The 16261-nt window shown below is 50.4% G+C and carries 16 protein-coding genes; 14 read left to right on the top strand and 2 right to left on the bottom strand.

Features of this window, described 5'->3' with window-relative positions:
* The first annotated feature begins 97 nt into the window (after positions 1-97).
* The 7 genes from ACVBEF_RS11995 to ACVBEF_RS12025 are packed head-to-tail and all read left to right on the top strand — an operon-like array spanning position 98 to position 6982.
* Positions 98-1465 (top strand): MMPL family transporter, encoded by a 1368-nt coding sequence (locus tag ACVBEF_RS11995; RefSeq protein WP_447124178.1) that lies wholly within the window; start codon positions 98-100, stop codon positions 1463-1465.
* Positions 1466-1469: 4 nt separating this feature from the next.
* On the top strand, positions 1470-2705 hold the full coding sequence (locus ACVBEF_RS12000) for an NAD(P)/FAD-dependent oxidoreductase (protein ID WP_447124179.1): 1236 nt from the start codon (positions 1470-1472) through the stop codon (positions 2703-2705).
* The gene (locus ACVBEF_RS12005) at positions 2696-3271 is read left to right on the top strand and encodes a DUF3261 domain-containing protein (RefSeq protein WP_447124180.1); all 576 of its coding nucleotides are present in this window, start codon (positions 2696-2698) and stop codon (positions 3269-3271) included. The genes ACVBEF_RS12000 and ACVBEF_RS12005 overlap by 10 nt, the downstream gene beginning before the upstream one ends.
* A 12-nt stretch (positions 3272-3283) precedes the next feature.
* Positions 3284-4462: a beta-ketoacyl-ACP synthase gene (locus ACVBEF_RS12010; RefSeq protein ID WP_447124181.1), complete on the top strand. Its 1179-nt coding sequence runs from the start codon at positions 3284-3286 to the stop codon at positions 4460-4462.
* Positions 4459-4956, top strand: a complete 498-nt coding sequence (locus ACVBEF_RS12015; protein WP_447124182.1) for an ApeP family dehydratase — start codon at positions 4459-4461, stop codon at positions 4954-4956. Before ACVBEF_RS12010 ends, ACVBEF_RS12015 begins: the two co-directional genes overlap by 4 nt.
* Positions 4953-5708, top strand: a complete 756-nt coding sequence (locus ACVBEF_RS12020) for a 3-ketoacyl-ACP reductase FabG2 (RefSeq protein WP_447124183.1) — start codon at positions 4953-4955, stop codon at positions 5706-5708. The genes ACVBEF_RS12015 and ACVBEF_RS12020 overlap by 4 nt, the downstream gene beginning before the upstream one ends.
* Positions 5705-6982, top strand: coding sequence for a beta-ketoacyl-ACP synthase (locus ACVBEF_RS12025; RefSeq protein ID WP_447124184.1), 1278 nt, complete (start codon positions 5705-5707; stop codon positions 6980-6982). Before ACVBEF_RS12020 ends, ACVBEF_RS12025 begins: the two co-directional genes overlap by 4 nt.
* Before the next feature lie 27 nt (positions 6983-7009).
* On the opposite strand, the gene ACVBEF_RS12030 is transcribed toward ACVBEF_RS12025, so the two are convergent.
* A complete protein-coding gene (locus ACVBEF_RS12030) occupies positions 7010-7525 on the bottom strand; it encodes a polyhydroxyalkanoate granule-associated phasin (RefSeq protein WP_447124185.1) in 516 nt (171 codons plus the stop codon).
* 309 nt (positions 7526-7834) lie between these two features.
* On the opposite strand from ACVBEF_RS12030, the gene surE reads away from it, so the two are divergent.
* The 5 genes from surE (at position 7835) to rlmD (ending at position 13442) form a co-directional block, all read left to right on the top strand.
* Positions 7835-8572, top strand: coding sequence for a 5'/3'-nucleotidase SurE (gene surE / locus ACVBEF_RS12035; protein WP_447124186.1), 738 nt, complete (start codon positions 7835-7837; stop codon positions 8570-8572).
* Complete coding sequence (locus ACVBEF_RS12040; RefSeq protein WP_447124187.1) at positions 8569-9516, top strand: protein-L-isoaspartate(D-aspartate) O-methyltransferase; 948 nt, start codon at positions 8569-8571, stop codon at positions 9514-9516. The genes surE and ACVBEF_RS12040 overlap by 4 nt, the downstream gene beginning before the upstream one ends.
* Before the next feature lie 181 nt (positions 9517-9697).
* Entirely contained in the window at positions 9698-10678 is a 981-nt protein-coding gene (locus ACVBEF_RS12045) for a peptidoglycan DD-metalloendopeptidase family protein (protein ID WP_447124188.1), read from the top strand.
* A gap of 158 nt (positions 10679-10836) precedes the next feature.
* On the top strand, positions 10837-11847 hold the full coding sequence (rpoS, locus tag ACVBEF_RS12050; RefSeq protein ID WP_447124208.1) for an RNA polymerase sigma factor RpoS: 1011 nt from the start codon (positions 10837-10839) through the stop codon (positions 11845-11847).
* Positions 11848-12083: 236 nt separating this feature from the next.
* Positions 12084-13442: a 23S rRNA (uracil(1939)-C(5))-methyltransferase RlmD gene (rlmD, locus tag ACVBEF_RS12055; protein WP_447124209.1), complete on the top strand. Its 1359-nt coding sequence runs from the start codon at positions 12084-12086 to the stop codon at positions 13440-13442.
* A gap of 71 nt (positions 13443-13513) precedes the next feature.
* Here the strand turns inward: rlmD and ACVBEF_RS12060 are convergent, their stop codons facing one another.
* Positions 13514-14215 (bottom strand): Bax inhibitor-1/YccA family protein, encoded by a 702-nt coding sequence (locus ACVBEF_RS12060; protein WP_447124189.1) that lies wholly within the window; start codon positions 14213-14215, stop codon positions 13514-13516.
* 298 nt (positions 14216-14513) lie between these two features.
* On the opposite strand from ACVBEF_RS12060, the gene ndk reads away from it, so the two are divergent.
* Positions 14514-14939 (top strand): nucleoside-diphosphate kinase, encoded by a 426-nt coding sequence (ndk, locus tag ACVBEF_RS12065; RefSeq protein ID WP_447124190.1) that lies wholly within the window; start codon positions 14514-14516, stop codon positions 14937-14939.
* Positions 14940-15075: 136 nt separating this feature from the next.
* Entirely contained in the window at positions 15076-16251 is a 1176-nt protein-coding gene (rlmN, locus tag ACVBEF_RS12070) for a 23S rRNA (adenine(2503)-C(2))-methyltransferase RlmN (protein WP_447124191.1), read from the top strand.
* Positions 16252-16261 lie beyond the last annotated feature (10 nt).

Consider the following 16261-nt stretch of genomic DNA (forward strand, 5'->3'; position numbering starts at 1 on the left):
TCCGACTCAGTAGTTCTATGCCGAGTACCACGGACAAGCACGAATCGATATTTATTTTTTATGCAGCCGGGCGGGAAGCGATAAAGCGCTGGCTTCGGTGCAATTGTTGCGACGCTTGTTGCCGGGGTTGTTGTTGACACTGACGGCTGCGTTGATTGGTTATGTCGGGTTGGCGATGACGCCTTTTCCGGGTTTGCGCCAGATGGCGGTTTTTTCAGTGCTGGGTCTGGTGTTTGCGTGGCTGACGGTGATTTTTTGGTTTCCAGCTTTAGTGCAGGCATCCACGCTGAAACAAACACGGTTTGCTGCATGGCTGGGAGCGAGTCGCCGTTACTGGCCGTTTTTCCGCTTGAATCGTGGGACCTTACTAGCGGCAATCTTGTTCGGCGCGTTCGTGGCGACCGGGCTGGTACGCTTGCAGGTGAATGATGATATTCGCTCATTGCAGACGCCGCCCAAGGCGTTGCTGGACGATCAAATCAAGCTCTCCAAAATACTCGATGCACCGACGCCGGTGCAGTTTTATCTGGTGCGTGGCGAGAGTGCCGAGCAGGTTTTGCAGCGCGAGGAGGCGCTCAGGCTACGGCTGGAGCCGTTGATCGCACAGCACGTTATCAGCGGTTATCAGGCGATGTCGAACTGGACGCCTTCGCTGCGTACGCAAACGGCAAATCGGGCTTTGGTTGAGCGAGCGCTATTGGGTGCAGTTGGGCCGCTGAAAACTTTGGCGACGCAGTTGGGCGAGGATGACAGTTGGGTTGCGCAGATGCGTGCGCGTGCATCTGGCCCGGTTGTCAGTGGCTTAACGCCAGAGTTAACGCCAGAGGCGTTTTTGAGGACGGCAGCGAGTGAGCCTTCGCGCCATCTCTGGCTGGGTCAGGTCCGCGGGGCGCACGGTAATATTTTTGCGAGCATCGTGGCGCTACGAGGTGTGAATAATTATGCTGATTTGCCGTTATTGAAACAGACAGCAGCGCACCTTGATGGCGTGCAATGGGTCGATAAAGTTAGTGAAATTTCTTCGGTGCTTGGCCATTATCGGCAATACATGGGCGCGGTTTTGCTGGGGGCGTATGTCGCGATTTATTTGTTGCTGTTTGCGCGCTATCGGTCTTCTGCGTGGCGGGTATTGCTGCCGCCAGCGCTGGCGAGTGTGGCTACGTTGGCGTGGCTGGGCGTGATTGGTCAGCCGCTGCAAATGTTTCATGTGTTGGCGTTGATGCTCATTCTTGGCTTGGGCGTGGATTATGGAATTTTCTTGCAAGAGAAAACAGAGCAGTCCAATCATGGTGGGCAATTTGCCTGGCTGGCGGTGTGTTTGTCGGCGGTTAGTGCCTTGTTGTCGTTCGGCTTGCTGGCGTTATCCGGGACACCGCCGTTGCATGCGTTTGGATTCACGATGCTCATTGGGATTGCTATTGTATGGCTGATTGCTCCATGCTTTTGTAAAACAACGGATAGATAAAAAAATGATGCCAGTAATTGAAAAGTACGATGTGTTGGTGATTGGCGCTGGCCCCTCCGGATCGGTTGCTGCGGCGCTGCTGCGCCAGCAAGGTCGCCGGGTGTTGGTGCTGGAGCGGGAGCAGTTTCCGCGCTTTAGTATCGGCGAGAGTTTGTTGCCGCAAAGTATGGAATATTTAGAACAGGCGGGGATGTTGCAAGCGGTGGTGGAGGCTGGATTTCAGTATAAAAACGGGGCTGCTTTTGTGCGCGGAGAGCGGTATACCGATTTCGATTTTCGGGATAAATACTCTGCCGGCTGGGGGACGACTTATCAGGTCCAGCGTGCTGGCTTTGATGCTTTGCTGGCGAAAGAGGCGCTGCGCCAGGGCGCTGAAATACGCTTCGAACATACGGTGAAGGCTGTCGATCTGGATGTGGTTAAACCGTTGGTGACGGTGCAGGATGCACATGGGAACGGCTATCAGGTGGAGGCGAACTTTATTCTGGATGCGAGTGGCTTTGGGCGTGTCTTGCCACGCTTGCTGGACCTCGAGACCCCATCGAATTTTCCTGTCCGGGGTGCGCTATTTACGCATATTGAGGACGGGATTCTTGCCGGAGTTGATTTCGATCGCAACAAAATTCGCATCACGGTCCATCCTGAACATTGTGATGTCTGGTATTGGTTAATTCCGTTTACGGGTGGTCGTTGCTCCATAGGCGTGGTGGCGGAAACCGCATTTTTGGCGCAGTACCAAGGGTCTGACAGTGAGCGGTTACAGGCTTTGGTTAGTGAAGATCCGGCCTCGCAAAAATTGCTGAAGAATGCGCGTTGGGATACCCCTGCACGCTCGATTGTGGGTTACTCGGCGAATGTTAAATCGTTGTGGGGTAAAGGATATGCCTTGCTCGGCAATGCAGGAGAATTTCTTGATCCGGTATTTTCATCCGGGGTCACGATTGCGGTGAAGTCGGCCAGTTTGGCGGTCGGGGTGTTGCAACGCCATTTCGAGGGGATGGAGGTCGATTGGGAGAGTGAGTACAGCGTGCCGCTTAAAAAGGGTGTCGATACTTTTCGAACGTTCGTTGAGTCCTGGTATGCCGGTGGTTTCCAGAAAGTAATTTTCCACGAGCGTCAGCAGCCCGAGATTCGCCGGATGATTTCGGCGATTTTGGCCGGGTATGCATGGGATGAGACGAATCCTTATGTACGCGAAAGCCAGCGCCGTCTGAAAGTGTTGGAGGAAGTATGCGGCTAATCGGCATTTCAGCATTGTTGCTGGTGGCGACCTTGATGCTTGGCTGCGCCAGTGTAAAGCCTGCAAAGCCCACACGATTGGGCTTGAAATTATCGCCAGCTTCGTTGGGCGTGAGCATTCATTTGCAGCAGCATTTGACGGTTGAGCGTCATGGCCGTACCGATCAACTCGACGCGGCATTAGAAGTTGATCCGCAGCATGTCACGATGGTGGGGCTGGCGCTGGGCCAGCGTGTGCTGACTTTGCAGTATGACGGGCAGACTTTGCAGACCTGGCGTCATCCGATGTTGCCGTCGCAAGTGCGCGCGGAGGATGTGCTGGAAGATATGCAATTAACGTTGTGGCCGCTGGCGGCGATACGGCAGGCGTTGCCGCAGGGCTGGAGCATCGCGCAGCAGGGCTTACGGCGGACTTTGTCGCTCGATGACGTGCCGGTGGCGGTGATTGACTACAGCAATGCATCGCCCTGGGGCGGTAAAGTCGTCTTGGATAATGTGCGTTATCACTATAAGTTAACCATTGAGTCGCAGGGCGGGATTGAAACAGATGCAGCAACCACACCTTAATGGGGCCGCAATATGCTCTTTTTAAATCAACTTGGCATCATTTGTGCGCTTGGACGAAATCACGCTGATATTCGTCGACGCCTGTTTGCGGGTGATAGCGGGATCGCGTTGACCGATCGCTATTCCAGCGCCAGGGCATTGCCGCTGGGGTGTGTTGACGGTGTTTTGCCGGAGATGGATGACGCATTTCCGCTAGCCCACCGCAGCCGAAATAATCAACTTTTGTTGGCCGTGTTGAGCCAGATTCGTCCGGCGGTGGATGCAGCTATTGGGCAGTACGGCGGGCACAGAATTGGGATCGTGCTGGGGACCAGTACGTCTGGGATTGCGGAAAGTGAGTCTGCGTTTAAACAGCGTCTTGCCAACGGAAAATTTCCTCCTGAGTTTGCCTACGGACAACAGGAAATGGGTTCGCCTGCGGCGATGTTGTCCGACGTATTGGGGATTACTGGTCCGGCGTACGTTCATTCTAGTGCTTGCGTTTCTAGCGCCAAGGCGATGGCGAGCGCTGCCCGATTGATTCGGATGGGGTTGTGCGACGTGGTGTTGACGGGTGGCGTGGATTCTTTGTGCGCGTTCACGGTGGCCGGTTTTGGGGCGCTGGCATCGGTCAGTGCTACACGCTGCAATCCCTTTAGCGCCAATCGTAATGGTCTCAATATTGGTGAGGGCGCGGCGCTATTTTTGATGAGTGCACAAGCCGGGACTGTCACCTTGAGAGGCTGGGGAGAGTCGTCCGATGGGTATCATATTTCTGCGCCTGACCCGGCTGGCGGCGGCGCGCGGATTGCCATCGAGCAAGCGCTCACAAGAGCAGGGGTTGAGGCGACGCAGATTGATTATGTTAATTTGCACGGCACCGCGACGCAGCAAAATGATGCAATGGAAAGCCGTGTTGTGAATACTATTTTTGGCGACCGTATGGCGGCAAGTTCTACTAAATCGATGACCGGCCATACCTTGGGTGCGGCGGGGGCGATTGAGGCGGGATTGTGCTGGCTGGCGATGCAGGATGATAATCCGGCTGGCTGCTTGCCACCGCATTTGTGGGATGGTGTTGGCGACAGCAATTTGCCGACATTACATTTACTTCCTGTTGGCTATCAATTGGGACGTCCATTGCGTTTTGCGCTGAGTAATTCTTTTGCGTTTGGTGGGGCAAATGCTGCGTTGATAATGGGGCGCGAATGATGACTGATTCTGTCACTACGTCGTCGATTGCGGCGCTGCCGGATATCCGTAGTCTGGTGCCGCATTCAGGTGTGATGCTGTTGTTGGATCGCGTGCTTGCTGCAGATGAGGATAGTTTATGCGCTGAAGTGACGATGCGACCGGATAGTTTGTTTATGGGTGCAGATGGCGTGGGGAGTTGGGTCGGCGTTGAATACATGGCGCAGGCGATTGCTGCTTTTGCCGGTTATACGGCGCGCTTGAAGGGAGAGGAAGTCAAGATGGGGTTTTTACTCGGAACCCGTCGTTACGAGGCTAAGTGCGATCGGTTTATATCGGGAATGGTGCTGCGTGTGGTGGCGCGGCGGATCTTGCTGGCCGACAATGGAATCGGCTCGTTTGAGTGTCAAATCGAAGATGCCGAGGATGCTAGCTGTAGTGTGCTGGCGCAGGCGACGATTACTGTTTTTCAACCGCATGATGTGCATGTTTTTCTGGAAGGGAATGCGGAATGACGTTGGGATTAAAGAATAGGGATGGCATGCAGCAATCGGTACTGGTCACAGGTTCAAGCCGTGGGATTGGCCGGGCTATCGCACTGCGTCTGGCGCGCGATGGTTATGACATTGTCTTGCATTGTCATCGTCAGCGCGAGGCGGCAGATGCGGTGGCGCAGATGATTGAGGCGCTTGGTCGACAAGTACGGGTGCTGCAGTTTGATATAGGGGATCGTCAGGCGACGGCCGATATTTTGTTGGCCGATGTTGCGCAGTTCGGTTGCTATTACGGCGTGGTCTGCAACGCTGGGGTAGCGCGTGATAATGCATTTCCGGCGATGTCGGGGGAGGATTGGGATGTGGTTTTGCAGACGAATCTGGATGGCTTTTATAACGTACTCAATCCATTGATCATGCCGATGGTGCATCGCCGTGCGCCAGGGCGGATTGTGACGTTGGCGTCGGTGTCGGGCTTGATCGGTAACCGTGGCCAGGTTAATTACAGCGCAGCCAAGGCTGGCATTATCGGCGCGACCAAGGCTTTGGCGATTGAGTTGGCTAAGCGCAATATCACCGTCAATTGCGTGGCACCGGGTTTGATCGAGACCGATATGATTGCCGACGTGCCGCTTGAGGAGGCGTTGAAAATGATTCCGGCGCGGCGGGTTGGAAAGCCGGAAGAGGTAGCCGCGGCGGTAGGTTTTTTGATGGGAGCTGATGCGGCTTACATCACGCGTCAGGTCATTTCGGTCAATGGAGGTATGGCATGAAGCATGACTTGAAACATGACTTGAAACATGATTCGCTGCGGCATCGCGTAGTGGTGACCGGGATGGCCGGTATCAGCCCTATCGGTAATGATTGGCAGAGCATGCGAGCGCATCTTGGTAGTTATCGTAACGCTGTGGTGCGGATGGAGGACTGGGCTGATTATGATGGTCTCAATACGCAACTAGGCGCACCTGCGGTTGCGTTTTCATTGTCGGAACGTTATACGCGCAAGAGTATGCGCAGTATGGGGCGAGTAGCGTTGATGGCGACGCGGGCGACTGAATTGGCATTGATTGATGCGGGTTTGATTGATGGTGTACATGTCGATCCGCTTTTGAAAAATGGTAGTTGTGGAATTGCTTATGGTTCATCGGCGGGGTCGCCAAAGGCGATTGGCGATTTTGGCAAGATGATGGAGGAGCGCTCCACGAAGGGTATTAATGCCACCACTTATATCAAGATGATGGCGCATACCGCTCCGGTGAACATTGGCGTGTTTTTTGGGATTACCGGGCGGGTCATTACGACATCGAGCGCCTGCACTTCCGGCAGTCAGGGTATCGGTTATGCCTGCGAGACCATTAGTAGCGGACGTCAAAAGGTGATGATCGCAGGCGGTGCTGAGGAATTATGTGCGACGGAGGCGGCGGTCTTCGATACGCTGTTTGCTACTAGCATTCGCAACGATATGCCGACATTGACGCCGCGCCCTTTTGATAGCGGGCGCGATGGATTGGTGATTGGCGAGGGGGCTGGTACGTTAATTTTGGAGGAATTCGATCACGCGCGTGCGCGTGGTGCAACCATCTATGCTGAGATCGTTGGCTTCGGGACCAATAGTGATGGCTGTCATGTTACCCACCCCAATACCGATACGATGCGTGTGGCGATGGCGCTGGCGTTGACAGATGCGGGTTTGCCGCCGTCCGCAATTGGCTATATCAGTGCGCACGGTACTGGTACAGAGCAGGGCGATATCGCGGAGTCACATGCCACGGCGCAGGTATTCGGCAATAAAGTGCCGATTAGTTCACTGAAGAGCTATACCGGCCACACACTGGGCGCTTGCGGGGCATTGGAGGCGTGGGCCGGTATCGAGATGATGCGTGCAGGCTGGTTTGCGCCCACCATCAATCTGACGCAGGTGGATACACGCTGTGCTGAACTGGATTACATCGTGGGCGAGGGGCGGGAATTGGAGTGCAGCTATTTTATGTCGAATAATTTTGCCTTTGGCGGCATTAATACATCGTTAATTTTTAAGCGATTATAAGGCGACACTTGCGGACTGGGGAAATGATCAAAGGCTTGCAAGCCGTTTTGCGTTCGCTGTTGCTCTTGTGTACAGCGGTTGTAGTCCGGTGTGAGCAACATCGGCTAATGACGCATTTAACTGTGACATCGCCTCGGCAGAGTGGGTAATATGACTGTGGATCAAATTATTCCGCCCCGAGGCCATGGGCTTGACGAATGTGCCGACGGCAAGGGCAATGAAGTCCTTGGTGCCGAGTAGTAATTGTTGGAGTGTCAATTTGGCTACCTGATGCTGCAGACCCACCATGCGTAGGGTGATGGCATGGGTTGACTCGGAGAGTGCGTCTATTTTCTCTAGCTTCATTAAGCTAAATTCGTCTTGATCTCGTTGGGTCGGCAGAAGTCCGGCCATTGCCATGCGCGTACTTCGATGACTGATAACCTGCGCCGATGCTGTCATCATTTCGGTGATTTGGGATGCCAGATTGCTCCAGGCAGTGTACGGATTTTCGGTTGTAATAGCAGGTGGCAGGGGTAAGGATTGTTGCGTTGCGATATTCATGGCGTGTCCCTCAGGTAGATTGGTTAATACGTCAGAATGTATCAACAATTCATACGTATACTCTATGGATAACGACTTCACGTGTTCAGGGAATGGGGAAAAGTACATTGAATAACGCAAACCATACCCTGTTTTTTTAGATTATTCAAAATTATTTGTTGCGTCGCAACATATTTTGGGGGCGGTGAGAAGAAAATATCCCTCCTCCAGTTAGTAATCTGATGTGTGTTGATAAATGAGTATGAAAGTCGGCATAAAAAACCGTAAATCTTCACTTAACCCGATGATGGCTTCAGGTAAAATTCTGCTATGAAAATTCTCATCAGTAACGACGACGGTTATCTGGCACCAGGCATTATTGCGCTGGCGAATGCGCTCACGCCTATTGCTGAGATTGTAGTGGTTGCGCCCGACAGTAATCGATCAGGTTCTTCTAATTCGTTGACTCTGGATCGTCCGTTATCTGTGCATCGTGCTGAAAACGGCTTTTATTTTGTGAATGGTACGCCATCGGATTGCGTCCATATTGCATTAACTGGCATGCTCAATTTTCGGCCTGACTTGATTGTCTCAGGGATTAATCAGGGCCAAAATATGGGTGATGACACCCTGTATTCAGGCACCGTTGCGGCGGCAACTGAAGGATTTTTGTTTGGTATCCCTGCGATTGCGTTTTCTCAGGTGAGCAAAGGGTGGGATGAGTTGGATGCTGCGGCAAAGGTGGCGCGGGAGATCGTTGAGCGCCGTTTCGATCATCTGTCTCAACCGTATTTACTCAATGTGAATATTCCGAATCGCCCTTACCATCTGTTGAAACCTGCATTGGCAACTCGATTAGGTAAGCGACATATATCTGAGTCAGTCATCAAAACACAGGATCCTCACGGGCGCGAAATTTATTGGATCGGCCCGGCAGGCGCTGCCAAAGATGCGAGCGTAGGGACGGATTTTCATGCCATCGCTCAAGGTCATATTTCCATCACGCCTTTACAGATTGATGTGACGCATACAGCACAGCTGACAGCATTAACGAAAGATTTATCATGACAGAAGCGCCGAAGCGCTTCCCATTGACGCTATCTTCGGTGGTCTCTAAGCCGAAGTCCACTGGCACACAAGCTAATCGCGTTGTTGCGACGCCTCAGACGGCGACTAGAAACGCAGCTTACGATCATCTTAAGTCGTCTCCACCGAATCCATTCGGCGGTCCGGCGTCCGCCAAGCCGTCGTTTTACAGTCCGCCAAATGCGCCCAACGTACTCAGCGCGGCTGATTGGACGGGTAAGACTATGTCGACGAATAAATCTACGAATGATCACACTAGCGAGCGTAGTGAGCGCACAACGTCGCTGGTGTCGGAGGGTGTCCGCAAGGCGATGGTGGCACGGATTGCAAAGTTGGGTGTGCGTGATGTCAGCGTACTTGCCGCGATGGAGGCGGTGCCACGCCATATGTTCGTCGAACCCGGGTTAGCTAGTCAGGCGTATATCGACGCATCGTTGCCGATTGGGCACCAGCAAACTATTTCACAACCGTATATCGTTGCGCGCATGATTGAAGTGATGCGCGATAACCAGCAGGGCGGTGTGTTGAATCGCGTGCTGGAAATTGGAACCGGTTGCGGCTATCAGGCGGCGGTGCTGTCGCTGGTAGCGAAAGAGGTGTATTCAATTGAGCGTATCAAGCCATTGCATGAATTGGCTAGGAGTAACTTGCGCCCGCTCCGTGTGGCTAATATCCGTCTGCATTACGGAGATGGTATGCTTGGCCTCCCGCAGGTAGCGCCTTTTGACGGCATTATTTTGGCCGCGGCCGGGCTTGAAGTTCCACAGGCATTATTGGATCAGATGACGATAGGCGGTCGTTTGGTGGCACCGGTAGGATCGCATCATCAAGTACTTCAGTTGATTGAGCGCATTAGTAAATTCGACTGGACCAGCACTACGTTGGAGGCGTGCAATTTTGTGCCGTTGCGCGCAGGGGTTGCCTAAAACTAAAAACGCCGCAAAAATGATGATATGGACAGATTGTCAGGCAGTGCACTAAGCTGCATCAGCATTTACAAAATTAATCGATATTTAATGCAATTATTTGCAGTAGATACTATCGCGTTCAATGCGGTATTTAATTCGGCCTTAACCGCGATACGTCGCAAATAATAATGTAATGAGAATGAAGAAAACACGCCTGATATTGTTGGGAATAATGATTGTCTCGATTACCGGATGCAGTACTACTCAGACACCAGCCCCGGTGGTTGAACGCAGAGCTGCTAGTCCTGCTGCGACGCTTAGTGCACCTCAGCCTCCGCGCGCGATTGATCCTGGTTACTACACCGTAAAAAAAGGCGATACGCTCTATCGAATAGCACTGGAGTTTGGACAAAGCTATCGCGATATTGTTAGCTGGAATAATCTGAATAATGCCAATGACATTAAGGTCGATCAAGTATTGCGGGTACAAGCTCCGGATGCTGGTAGTAGTCTTACCGGAGGAGCGCAAGTAGGCAGTGTTTCCACTGGTTCCGGCGTAGAAGTTCGACCATTGGGAGCGACTCCGCCTACATCGACTGCTGGTGCAATTAGCGCGGTGAATGGAGGTAACAAAACAAGCCCGCGTGGCGACAAGCGCGCGTACTCAGAGAGTGCGTTGGCAGACATGCAAAAACCTGACGTGCCATTGAACGCCGAAGTGCGGACAGACGGACGGCAAGAAGTTAAACCGGAAGTAGTCAAAAATAGCGAAAAAGCAGTTTCGCCACCGGTCGCCTCCATGAATGGAGAAGACGATCGCGTAGACTGGATGTGGCCTACAGAAGGCAAGTTAATGGGTAGTTTCGATCAAGGTAAAAAAGGGATCGATATAGTCGGGAAATCCGGTCAAGTCGTGTCGGCAGCAGCAGCCGGTAAGGTCATGTACGCAGGCAGTGGTATTCGAGGCTATGGCAATCTGGTCATTGTTAAGCACACCAATAATTTATTATCCGCGTATGCGCATAACAAGGTTATTCTTGTCAAAGAGGGGCAGGTCGTCAGTAAAGGCCAAAAAATTGCTGAAATGGGTAATTCTGATAGTGATGTCATCAAACTGCATTTTGAAATTCGTCAGCAAGGCAAGCCGGTTGATCCATCCAAATTTTTGCCAAGTCGTTAAAATAGCAACTAAGGCTGCCAAGTGTTAGAGTGATTTGAAATATGTTTTGTCAGGAGCGTGTTTGCAACATGTTCAATGAGGTTGTCAACTGCGTCATTAACCAAGTGAATGACTAAATGAACAAGCGCCTTCCTGCTCAACAGAGCGATCACAATAAGATGTCACCCGAAGATTTGCCGGAAGATATTCTCTGTGATCGCGACGCCTCTGCCGAAAAAGATGAACTTGACGAGTCCGATGATGCTGAGTTGACCGACCCTGAGGTAACCGTCGATGGCGTAGTCGTCGTGGTTGATGGTGTTGATGAGCTGAAAAAAGTATTAGCAGCAGAGTTATCTACCGATACTACACAGCATTATCTGAATCAAATTGGCACCCGACCACTACTAACCATTCCCGAAGAAGTCCATTTTGCTACGCTAGCGAAGCAGGGCGATTTTCCCGCCCGACAAAAAATGATCGAACACAATTTGCGTTTGGTCGTCTCCATTGCTAAACACTATATTAATCGTGGCGTTACTTTGCTCGATCTGATCGAGGAAGGTAATTTAGGCTTGATGCGTGCCATTGATAAGTTTGAGCCGGAGCGTGGATTTCGGTTTTCTACGTACGCAACATGGTGGATACGGCAAAGCATCGAACGCGCAATCATGAATCAGGCCCGTACTGTGCGTTTGCCTGTACATATGGTGCGGGAGTTAAATCAAATTTTGCGCGCCAAATATCATCTTGAGGCGCAGCACCACGACGGCAAAGATGCTAATGCCGAAGACATTGCCCATTTGGTAGGACGTCCGGCAGATGAAGTGCAAGCAGTTTTGGCTTTATCAGAACACGCCACATCTTTAGATGCGCCGTTAGATCAAGATCCATTGGCTAGTTTGATGGATTTGTTGCCGAGTGCCACAGAAGAAAATCCCGATGCGTGCGCTGAGCAGAAGGAAATGTCGATTCTTGTGCGAGTTTGGCTGGAAAGGCTGACGGATAAACAGCGCAATGTGATCATGCGGCGTTTTGGTCTCGACAACGATGATCCTTCTACTTTGGAAGAGTTAGCCGTTGAAATCGGGGTTACCCGTGAGCGAGTGCGCCAGATTCAACAGGAAGCTCTGGTTAAGCTCAAGCGCCTGTTGTGCGCAAAGGGAGTCGGCAAGGATGCCTTTTTGTAATCCTCGCCTTTCCTGGAAGTACTCTCGGTCTGAGGGTGTGATTCTCGTTATAATCCTGTCCTTTCCCACCCTTCGTTTGTCGTCTCTCCTCAATTTTTGCTATCGGCCTGCAAGCAATAGGACATAGTGCTCACAAATTGGTAGCATCTGATTCGGATGCTCATACAGACTAGCGCTTGCACATCGCAAATATTGAATCGATATTATCGGGCGACATGCGCAATACTTTTATTTCTATGCATCAAGACATCACTATTGACATCAAATCGCTCGACATGGATGCACGCGGAATTGGCCACTTGCAAAATGACGATGGCAGTCAAGGAAAAGTTATTTTTGTTGAAGGGGCATTGCCTGGAGAAAATGTCAGCTTTCATTCATTTCGTAAGAAAAAGAAATGGGAGTTTGCGACGATGACAGCATTGCATCGAGAGTCCGTTTCACGGATGAAGCCGCGTTGTCAGTTTTATGGTGTTTGTGGCGGTTGTGCGATGCAACACATAGAACCGAACGCGCAAGTTGCCATGAAACAGCGTGTTCTTGAAGATAATTTATGGCATATCAGCAAGGTCAAGCCAGAGCTAATGCTTAGGCCGATTTTTGGCCCTACCTGGGGATATCGGTATCGTGCTCGAATTTCGGTGCGCAATGTGCCTAAAAAAGGTGGAGTTTTAGTAGGTTTTCACGAGAGAAAGTCACCTTACGTCACAGACATGACAAGTTGCGATATATTGCCGGCGAATGTTTCCGCGATGTTGTTGCCATTGCGAGAATTAATCAGCGCACTAACGATCGTCGAGCATTTGCCTCAGATAGAATTGGCCGTGGGTGAAAATAATCAGGGTAACGTCACCGTCATGGTCTTGCGCATCATGGCACCGCTGAATGTAGATGATGAGGCTAAATTAAAAACATTTGCGGATGAGTACCAGATTCAGTGGTGGTTGCAAACTGGTGCGCCGGACACTGCTGTGCCGTTTTATCCTGCCCAAAGTGAGTTGTATTACAGCCTGCCTGAGTTTAATGTTCGGATGCCGTTCAAGCCGACAGATTTCACGCAAGTGAATCATCAGATCAATCGTGTGTTGGTAGCAAAAGCATTGCGCTTACTCGGTGTGCAGCCCGACGAACGGGTTGCCGATTTGTTTTGCGGCTTAGGTAATTTTACGTTGCCACTCGCTACGCTAGCCCGAGAAGTAGTTGGGATAGAGGGGAGTGAGGCTTTGGTCGCACGGTCAAGAGAAAATGCTGGGATCAATCAATTAGCCGGTAAAACGACTTTTTATTGCCGGAATCTATTTGAGGCTACGACGGCAGACTTTATTGCGCTAGGTAAGTTTGATCGGATGTTGATTGATCCGCCACGTGATGGTGCCGCCGCAGTGTGTGCCGCATTAGTTGGGTTGGCCGAGTTAAATCGTAGCCTGATGCCGAAGCGAATTGTTTATGTGTCCTGTAGCCCTTCGACGTTGGCGCGGGATGCTGGAGTATTGGTCCAAGGGGGCTATCGGTTGTCACAAGCGGGTGTCGTGAATATGTTTCCCCATACAGCGCATGTGGAGTCGATTGCTATGTTTGATTTGATTGAGGTGTGAAACTAAACTTAATTGCAAAAAAGCCGACCATGCAGGTCGGCTTTTTTGCAAAACAGCGATGAAATCTTTAATTAGTTACGATTGCCGCCGAAAATGCCTAACAAAGATAGTAGATTAACAAAAATGTTATACACATCAAGATAAATACTTAAAGTTGCACGAACGTAATTAGTTTCGCCACCATTAATGATTTGTTGTACGTCATACAATATATAAGCTGAAAAAATCGCAATAGCAATAATGGATACTGCCAGGTAGAGCGCTGGTAGTTGCAGAAAAATGTTTGCTACGCTTGCCACCACAATAACAATGAGGCCCGCAAATAGCCATTTTCCCATTCCGGAAAAGTCACGTTTAGAGACTGTGGCAATTGTTGCCATCGCACCAAAGACAATCCCCGTACCTCCGAAGGCCATCATAATGAGGGTGCCGCCATTCGAAAATCTGAGCGTATGTTCAATGAGCCTTGTGAGCATTAGCCCCATAAAGAAGGTGAAAGCTAGCAGTACAACAACCCCCCAGCCCGTTTCTTTGGTTTTTTCAATAGCGTAAAAGAAACCAAATGCGATCGCCATAAATGCGATGAAACCTATCATTGGGCTGCCTGCAAAGATGCTGAAATTCAGTTGTACTCCCAACCAGGCTCCGCCAATTGTCGGAATCATGGAAAGAGCAAGAAGCCAATAGGTATTGCGTAACACACGATTTCGCACGCCGCTGAGGCTTGTGGTAGTGCCTGTTGATGCGTAGCGATTTTGTAGATTCGAATTCATTATTTCCCCTATGTAAATGCATAAAGATTTTTCCTGAAGAAGGATAGCACGTTGCAGTGGTGTTATCGCGTCTTCAACTATATGGTCATACTTTGAGTATGACCATATAGCGTGCTAGAGGTTCTGTTTAGTGGCGACGTGGCGCGATGCGGGTTTTACTTGGAATGATTCATGTTAAAATCCAAGGTTGATTGGATTATGTAGATCAGTCTAAAACATAGCATTAACTACCGTTTTTTACGCAATTTAGTCATTGCTTATTAGTTTAACCCTTACACTTATTATTGGAGTTTCTTAGATGGCCATTGAACGTACACTGTCGATTATCAAACCAGACGCAGTCGCTAAAAACGTTATCGGACAAATTTACAGCCGTTTTGAAAATGCCGGTTTGGAAATTATTGCAGCGCGCATGATGCATCTGTCACGTGCTGAAGCTGAAGGTTTTTACGCTGTGCATGCTGCTCGTCCGTTTTTCAAGGATTTGGTTGATTTTATGATTTCCGGTCCTGTTATCGTGCAAGCATTGGAAGGCGAAAACGCTATTCTGACGCATCGCGATCTGATGGGCGCGACCGATCCAAAGAAAGCCGATAAAGGAACAATTCGTGCTGACTTCGCAGATTCGATCGACGCCAATGCAGTTCATGGTTCCGATGCCGCAGAAACAGCCGCGGCTGAAATTGCTTATTTCTTTCCTGCATTAAACGTGTACTCACGTTAATTCGCAAATTAAGAATTAGTCTAGTATTAAGCGATTAAAAGCATAAATAGTTAGTAATTAGTAGTACGTTGGTTTGATCAGGGTGTCATAGATTTTTATACGCCCTGATTTGACCAATAATTAGATGAAATTTGTCATGACAGTTCTCACCAACCTGCTGGATCTGGACCCTGTGCAACTTGTCGCTTACTGTGATGCGTTGGGTGAGAAGCCGTTTCGTGCAAAGCAATTACTTCGTTGGATACATCAGTTCGGCGCAAGCGATTTTGATGCCATGACTGATCTGGCAAAATCGTTGCGAGACAAGCTGGCGACGCGCGCGATGATCGCCGCACCAGCTGTAATTAGTGACCATACGTCCACTGACGGCACCCGCAAATGGTTGCTCGATGTCGGGCAAGGTAATGCCGTAGAAGCAGTATTTATCCCTGAGGAGAATCGGGGAACGCTATGCATTTCGACTCAAGCTGGCTGTGCTGTCAATTGCCGTTTCTGTTCGACCGGGAAGCAGGGCTTTAGCCGTAATTTGACTGTCGGTGAAATCATCGGTCAGTTATGGATGGCTGAATTTGAACTACGAAAAACAAAGCATATTGAGCCAGGCCCAAAGGGAGAGCGCCAAATTACCAATGTGGTAATGATGGGCATGGGTGAGCCCTTGCTGAACTATGAGCCAACAGTGACTGCCTTAAAATTGATGTTAGATGATAATGCTTACGGTCTATCCCGACGTCGCGTGACATTGTCTACCAGCGGAGTGGTACCAATGATAGATAAGCTTTCGCAAGATTGTGCTGTGGCATTAGCCGTGTCCCTGCATGCATCCAACGATATCTTGCGCGATGGCTTGGTACCTTTGAATAAAAAATATCCGCTCAGTGAATTAATGGCGTCTTGCCGACGTTATCTTGAGTTTGCACCCCGCGATTTTGTGACGTTTGAGTACTGCATGCTCGATGGCGTAAACGACAGCGATGCTAACGCACGTGAACTGATCGCCTTGGTTCAGGGGCGAAGCGGTAGCGAGGCTGTATCATGCAAATTCAATCTGATTCCATTCAATCCTTTTCCTGAGTCTGGCCTTAAACGGTCGAATAATCCACGGATAAAAGCATTTGCGCAAATTTTGATGGACGCCAATATCGTCACGACGATACGTAAAACGCGTGGCGATGACATTGATGCCGCATGCGGCCAACTGGCGGGGGAAGTACAAGATCGTACGAAGGTGCAAGAGCGTATGCAAAAAATGGCTGAGTACCAGCAAAAATTTGGCAAGAATTTTGGCCGTATTGTCGAGGTATCCGAGTGACGCGTGGGTA

Source organism: Glaciimonas sp. GG7, assembly GCF_052976905.1.

Coding starts and splice junctions, on each gene's coding strand:
- surE (WP_447124186.1), top strand. CDS start 7,835: ATGAAAATTCTCATCAGTAACGACGACGGTTATCTGGCACCAGGCATT.
- rlmN (WP_447124191.1), top strand. CDS start 15,076: ATGACAGTTCTCACCAACCTGCTGGATCTGGACCCTGTGCAACTTGTC.
- ACVBEF_RS12005 (WP_447124180.1), top strand. CDS start 2,696: ATGCGGCTAATCGGCATTTCAGCATTGTTGCTGGTGGCGACCTTGATG.
- rpoS (WP_447124208.1), top strand. CDS start 10,837: ATGTCACCCGAAGATTTGCCGGAAGATATTCTCTGTGATCGCGACGCC.
- ACVBEF_RS12010 (WP_447124181.1), top strand. CDS start 3,284: ATGCTCTTTTTAAATCAACTTGGCATCATTTGTGCGCTTGGACGAAAT.
- ACVBEF_RS12015 (WP_447124182.1), top strand. CDS start 4,459: ATGATGACTGATTCTGTCACTACGTCGTCGATTGCGGCGCTGCCGGAT.
- rlmD (WP_447124209.1), top strand. CDS start 12,084: ATGCATCAAGACATCACTATTGACATCAAATCGCTCGACATGGATGCA.
- ACVBEF_RS12040 (WP_447124187.1), top strand. CDS start 8,569: ATGACAGAAGCGCCGAAGCGCTTCCCATTGACGCTATCTTCGGTGGTC.
- ACVBEF_RS12025 (WP_447124184.1), top strand. CDS start 5,705: ATGAAGCATGACTTGAAACATGACTTGAAACATGATTCGCTGCGGCAT.
- ACVBEF_RS12030 (WP_447124185.1), bottom strand. CDS start 7,525: ATGAATATCGCAACGCAACAATCCTTACCCCTGCCACCTGCTATTACA.
- ACVBEF_RS12045 (WP_447124188.1), top strand. CDS start 9,698: ATGAAGAAAACACGCCTGATATTGTTGGGAATAATGATTGTCTCGATT.
- ACVBEF_RS12020 (WP_447124183.1), top strand. CDS start 4,953: ATGACGTTGGGATTAAAGAATAGGGATGGCATGCAGCAATCGGTACTG.
- ndk (WP_447124190.1), top strand. CDS start 14,514: ATGGCCATTGAACGTACACTGTCGATTATCAAACCAGACGCAGTCGCT.
- ACVBEF_RS12060 (WP_447124189.1), bottom strand. CDS start 14,215: ATGAATTCGAATCTACAAAATCGCTACGCATCAACAGGCACTACCACA.
- ACVBEF_RS12000 (WP_447124179.1), top strand. CDS start 1,470: ATGATGCCAGTAATTGAAAAGTACGATGTGTTGGTGATTGGCGCTGGC.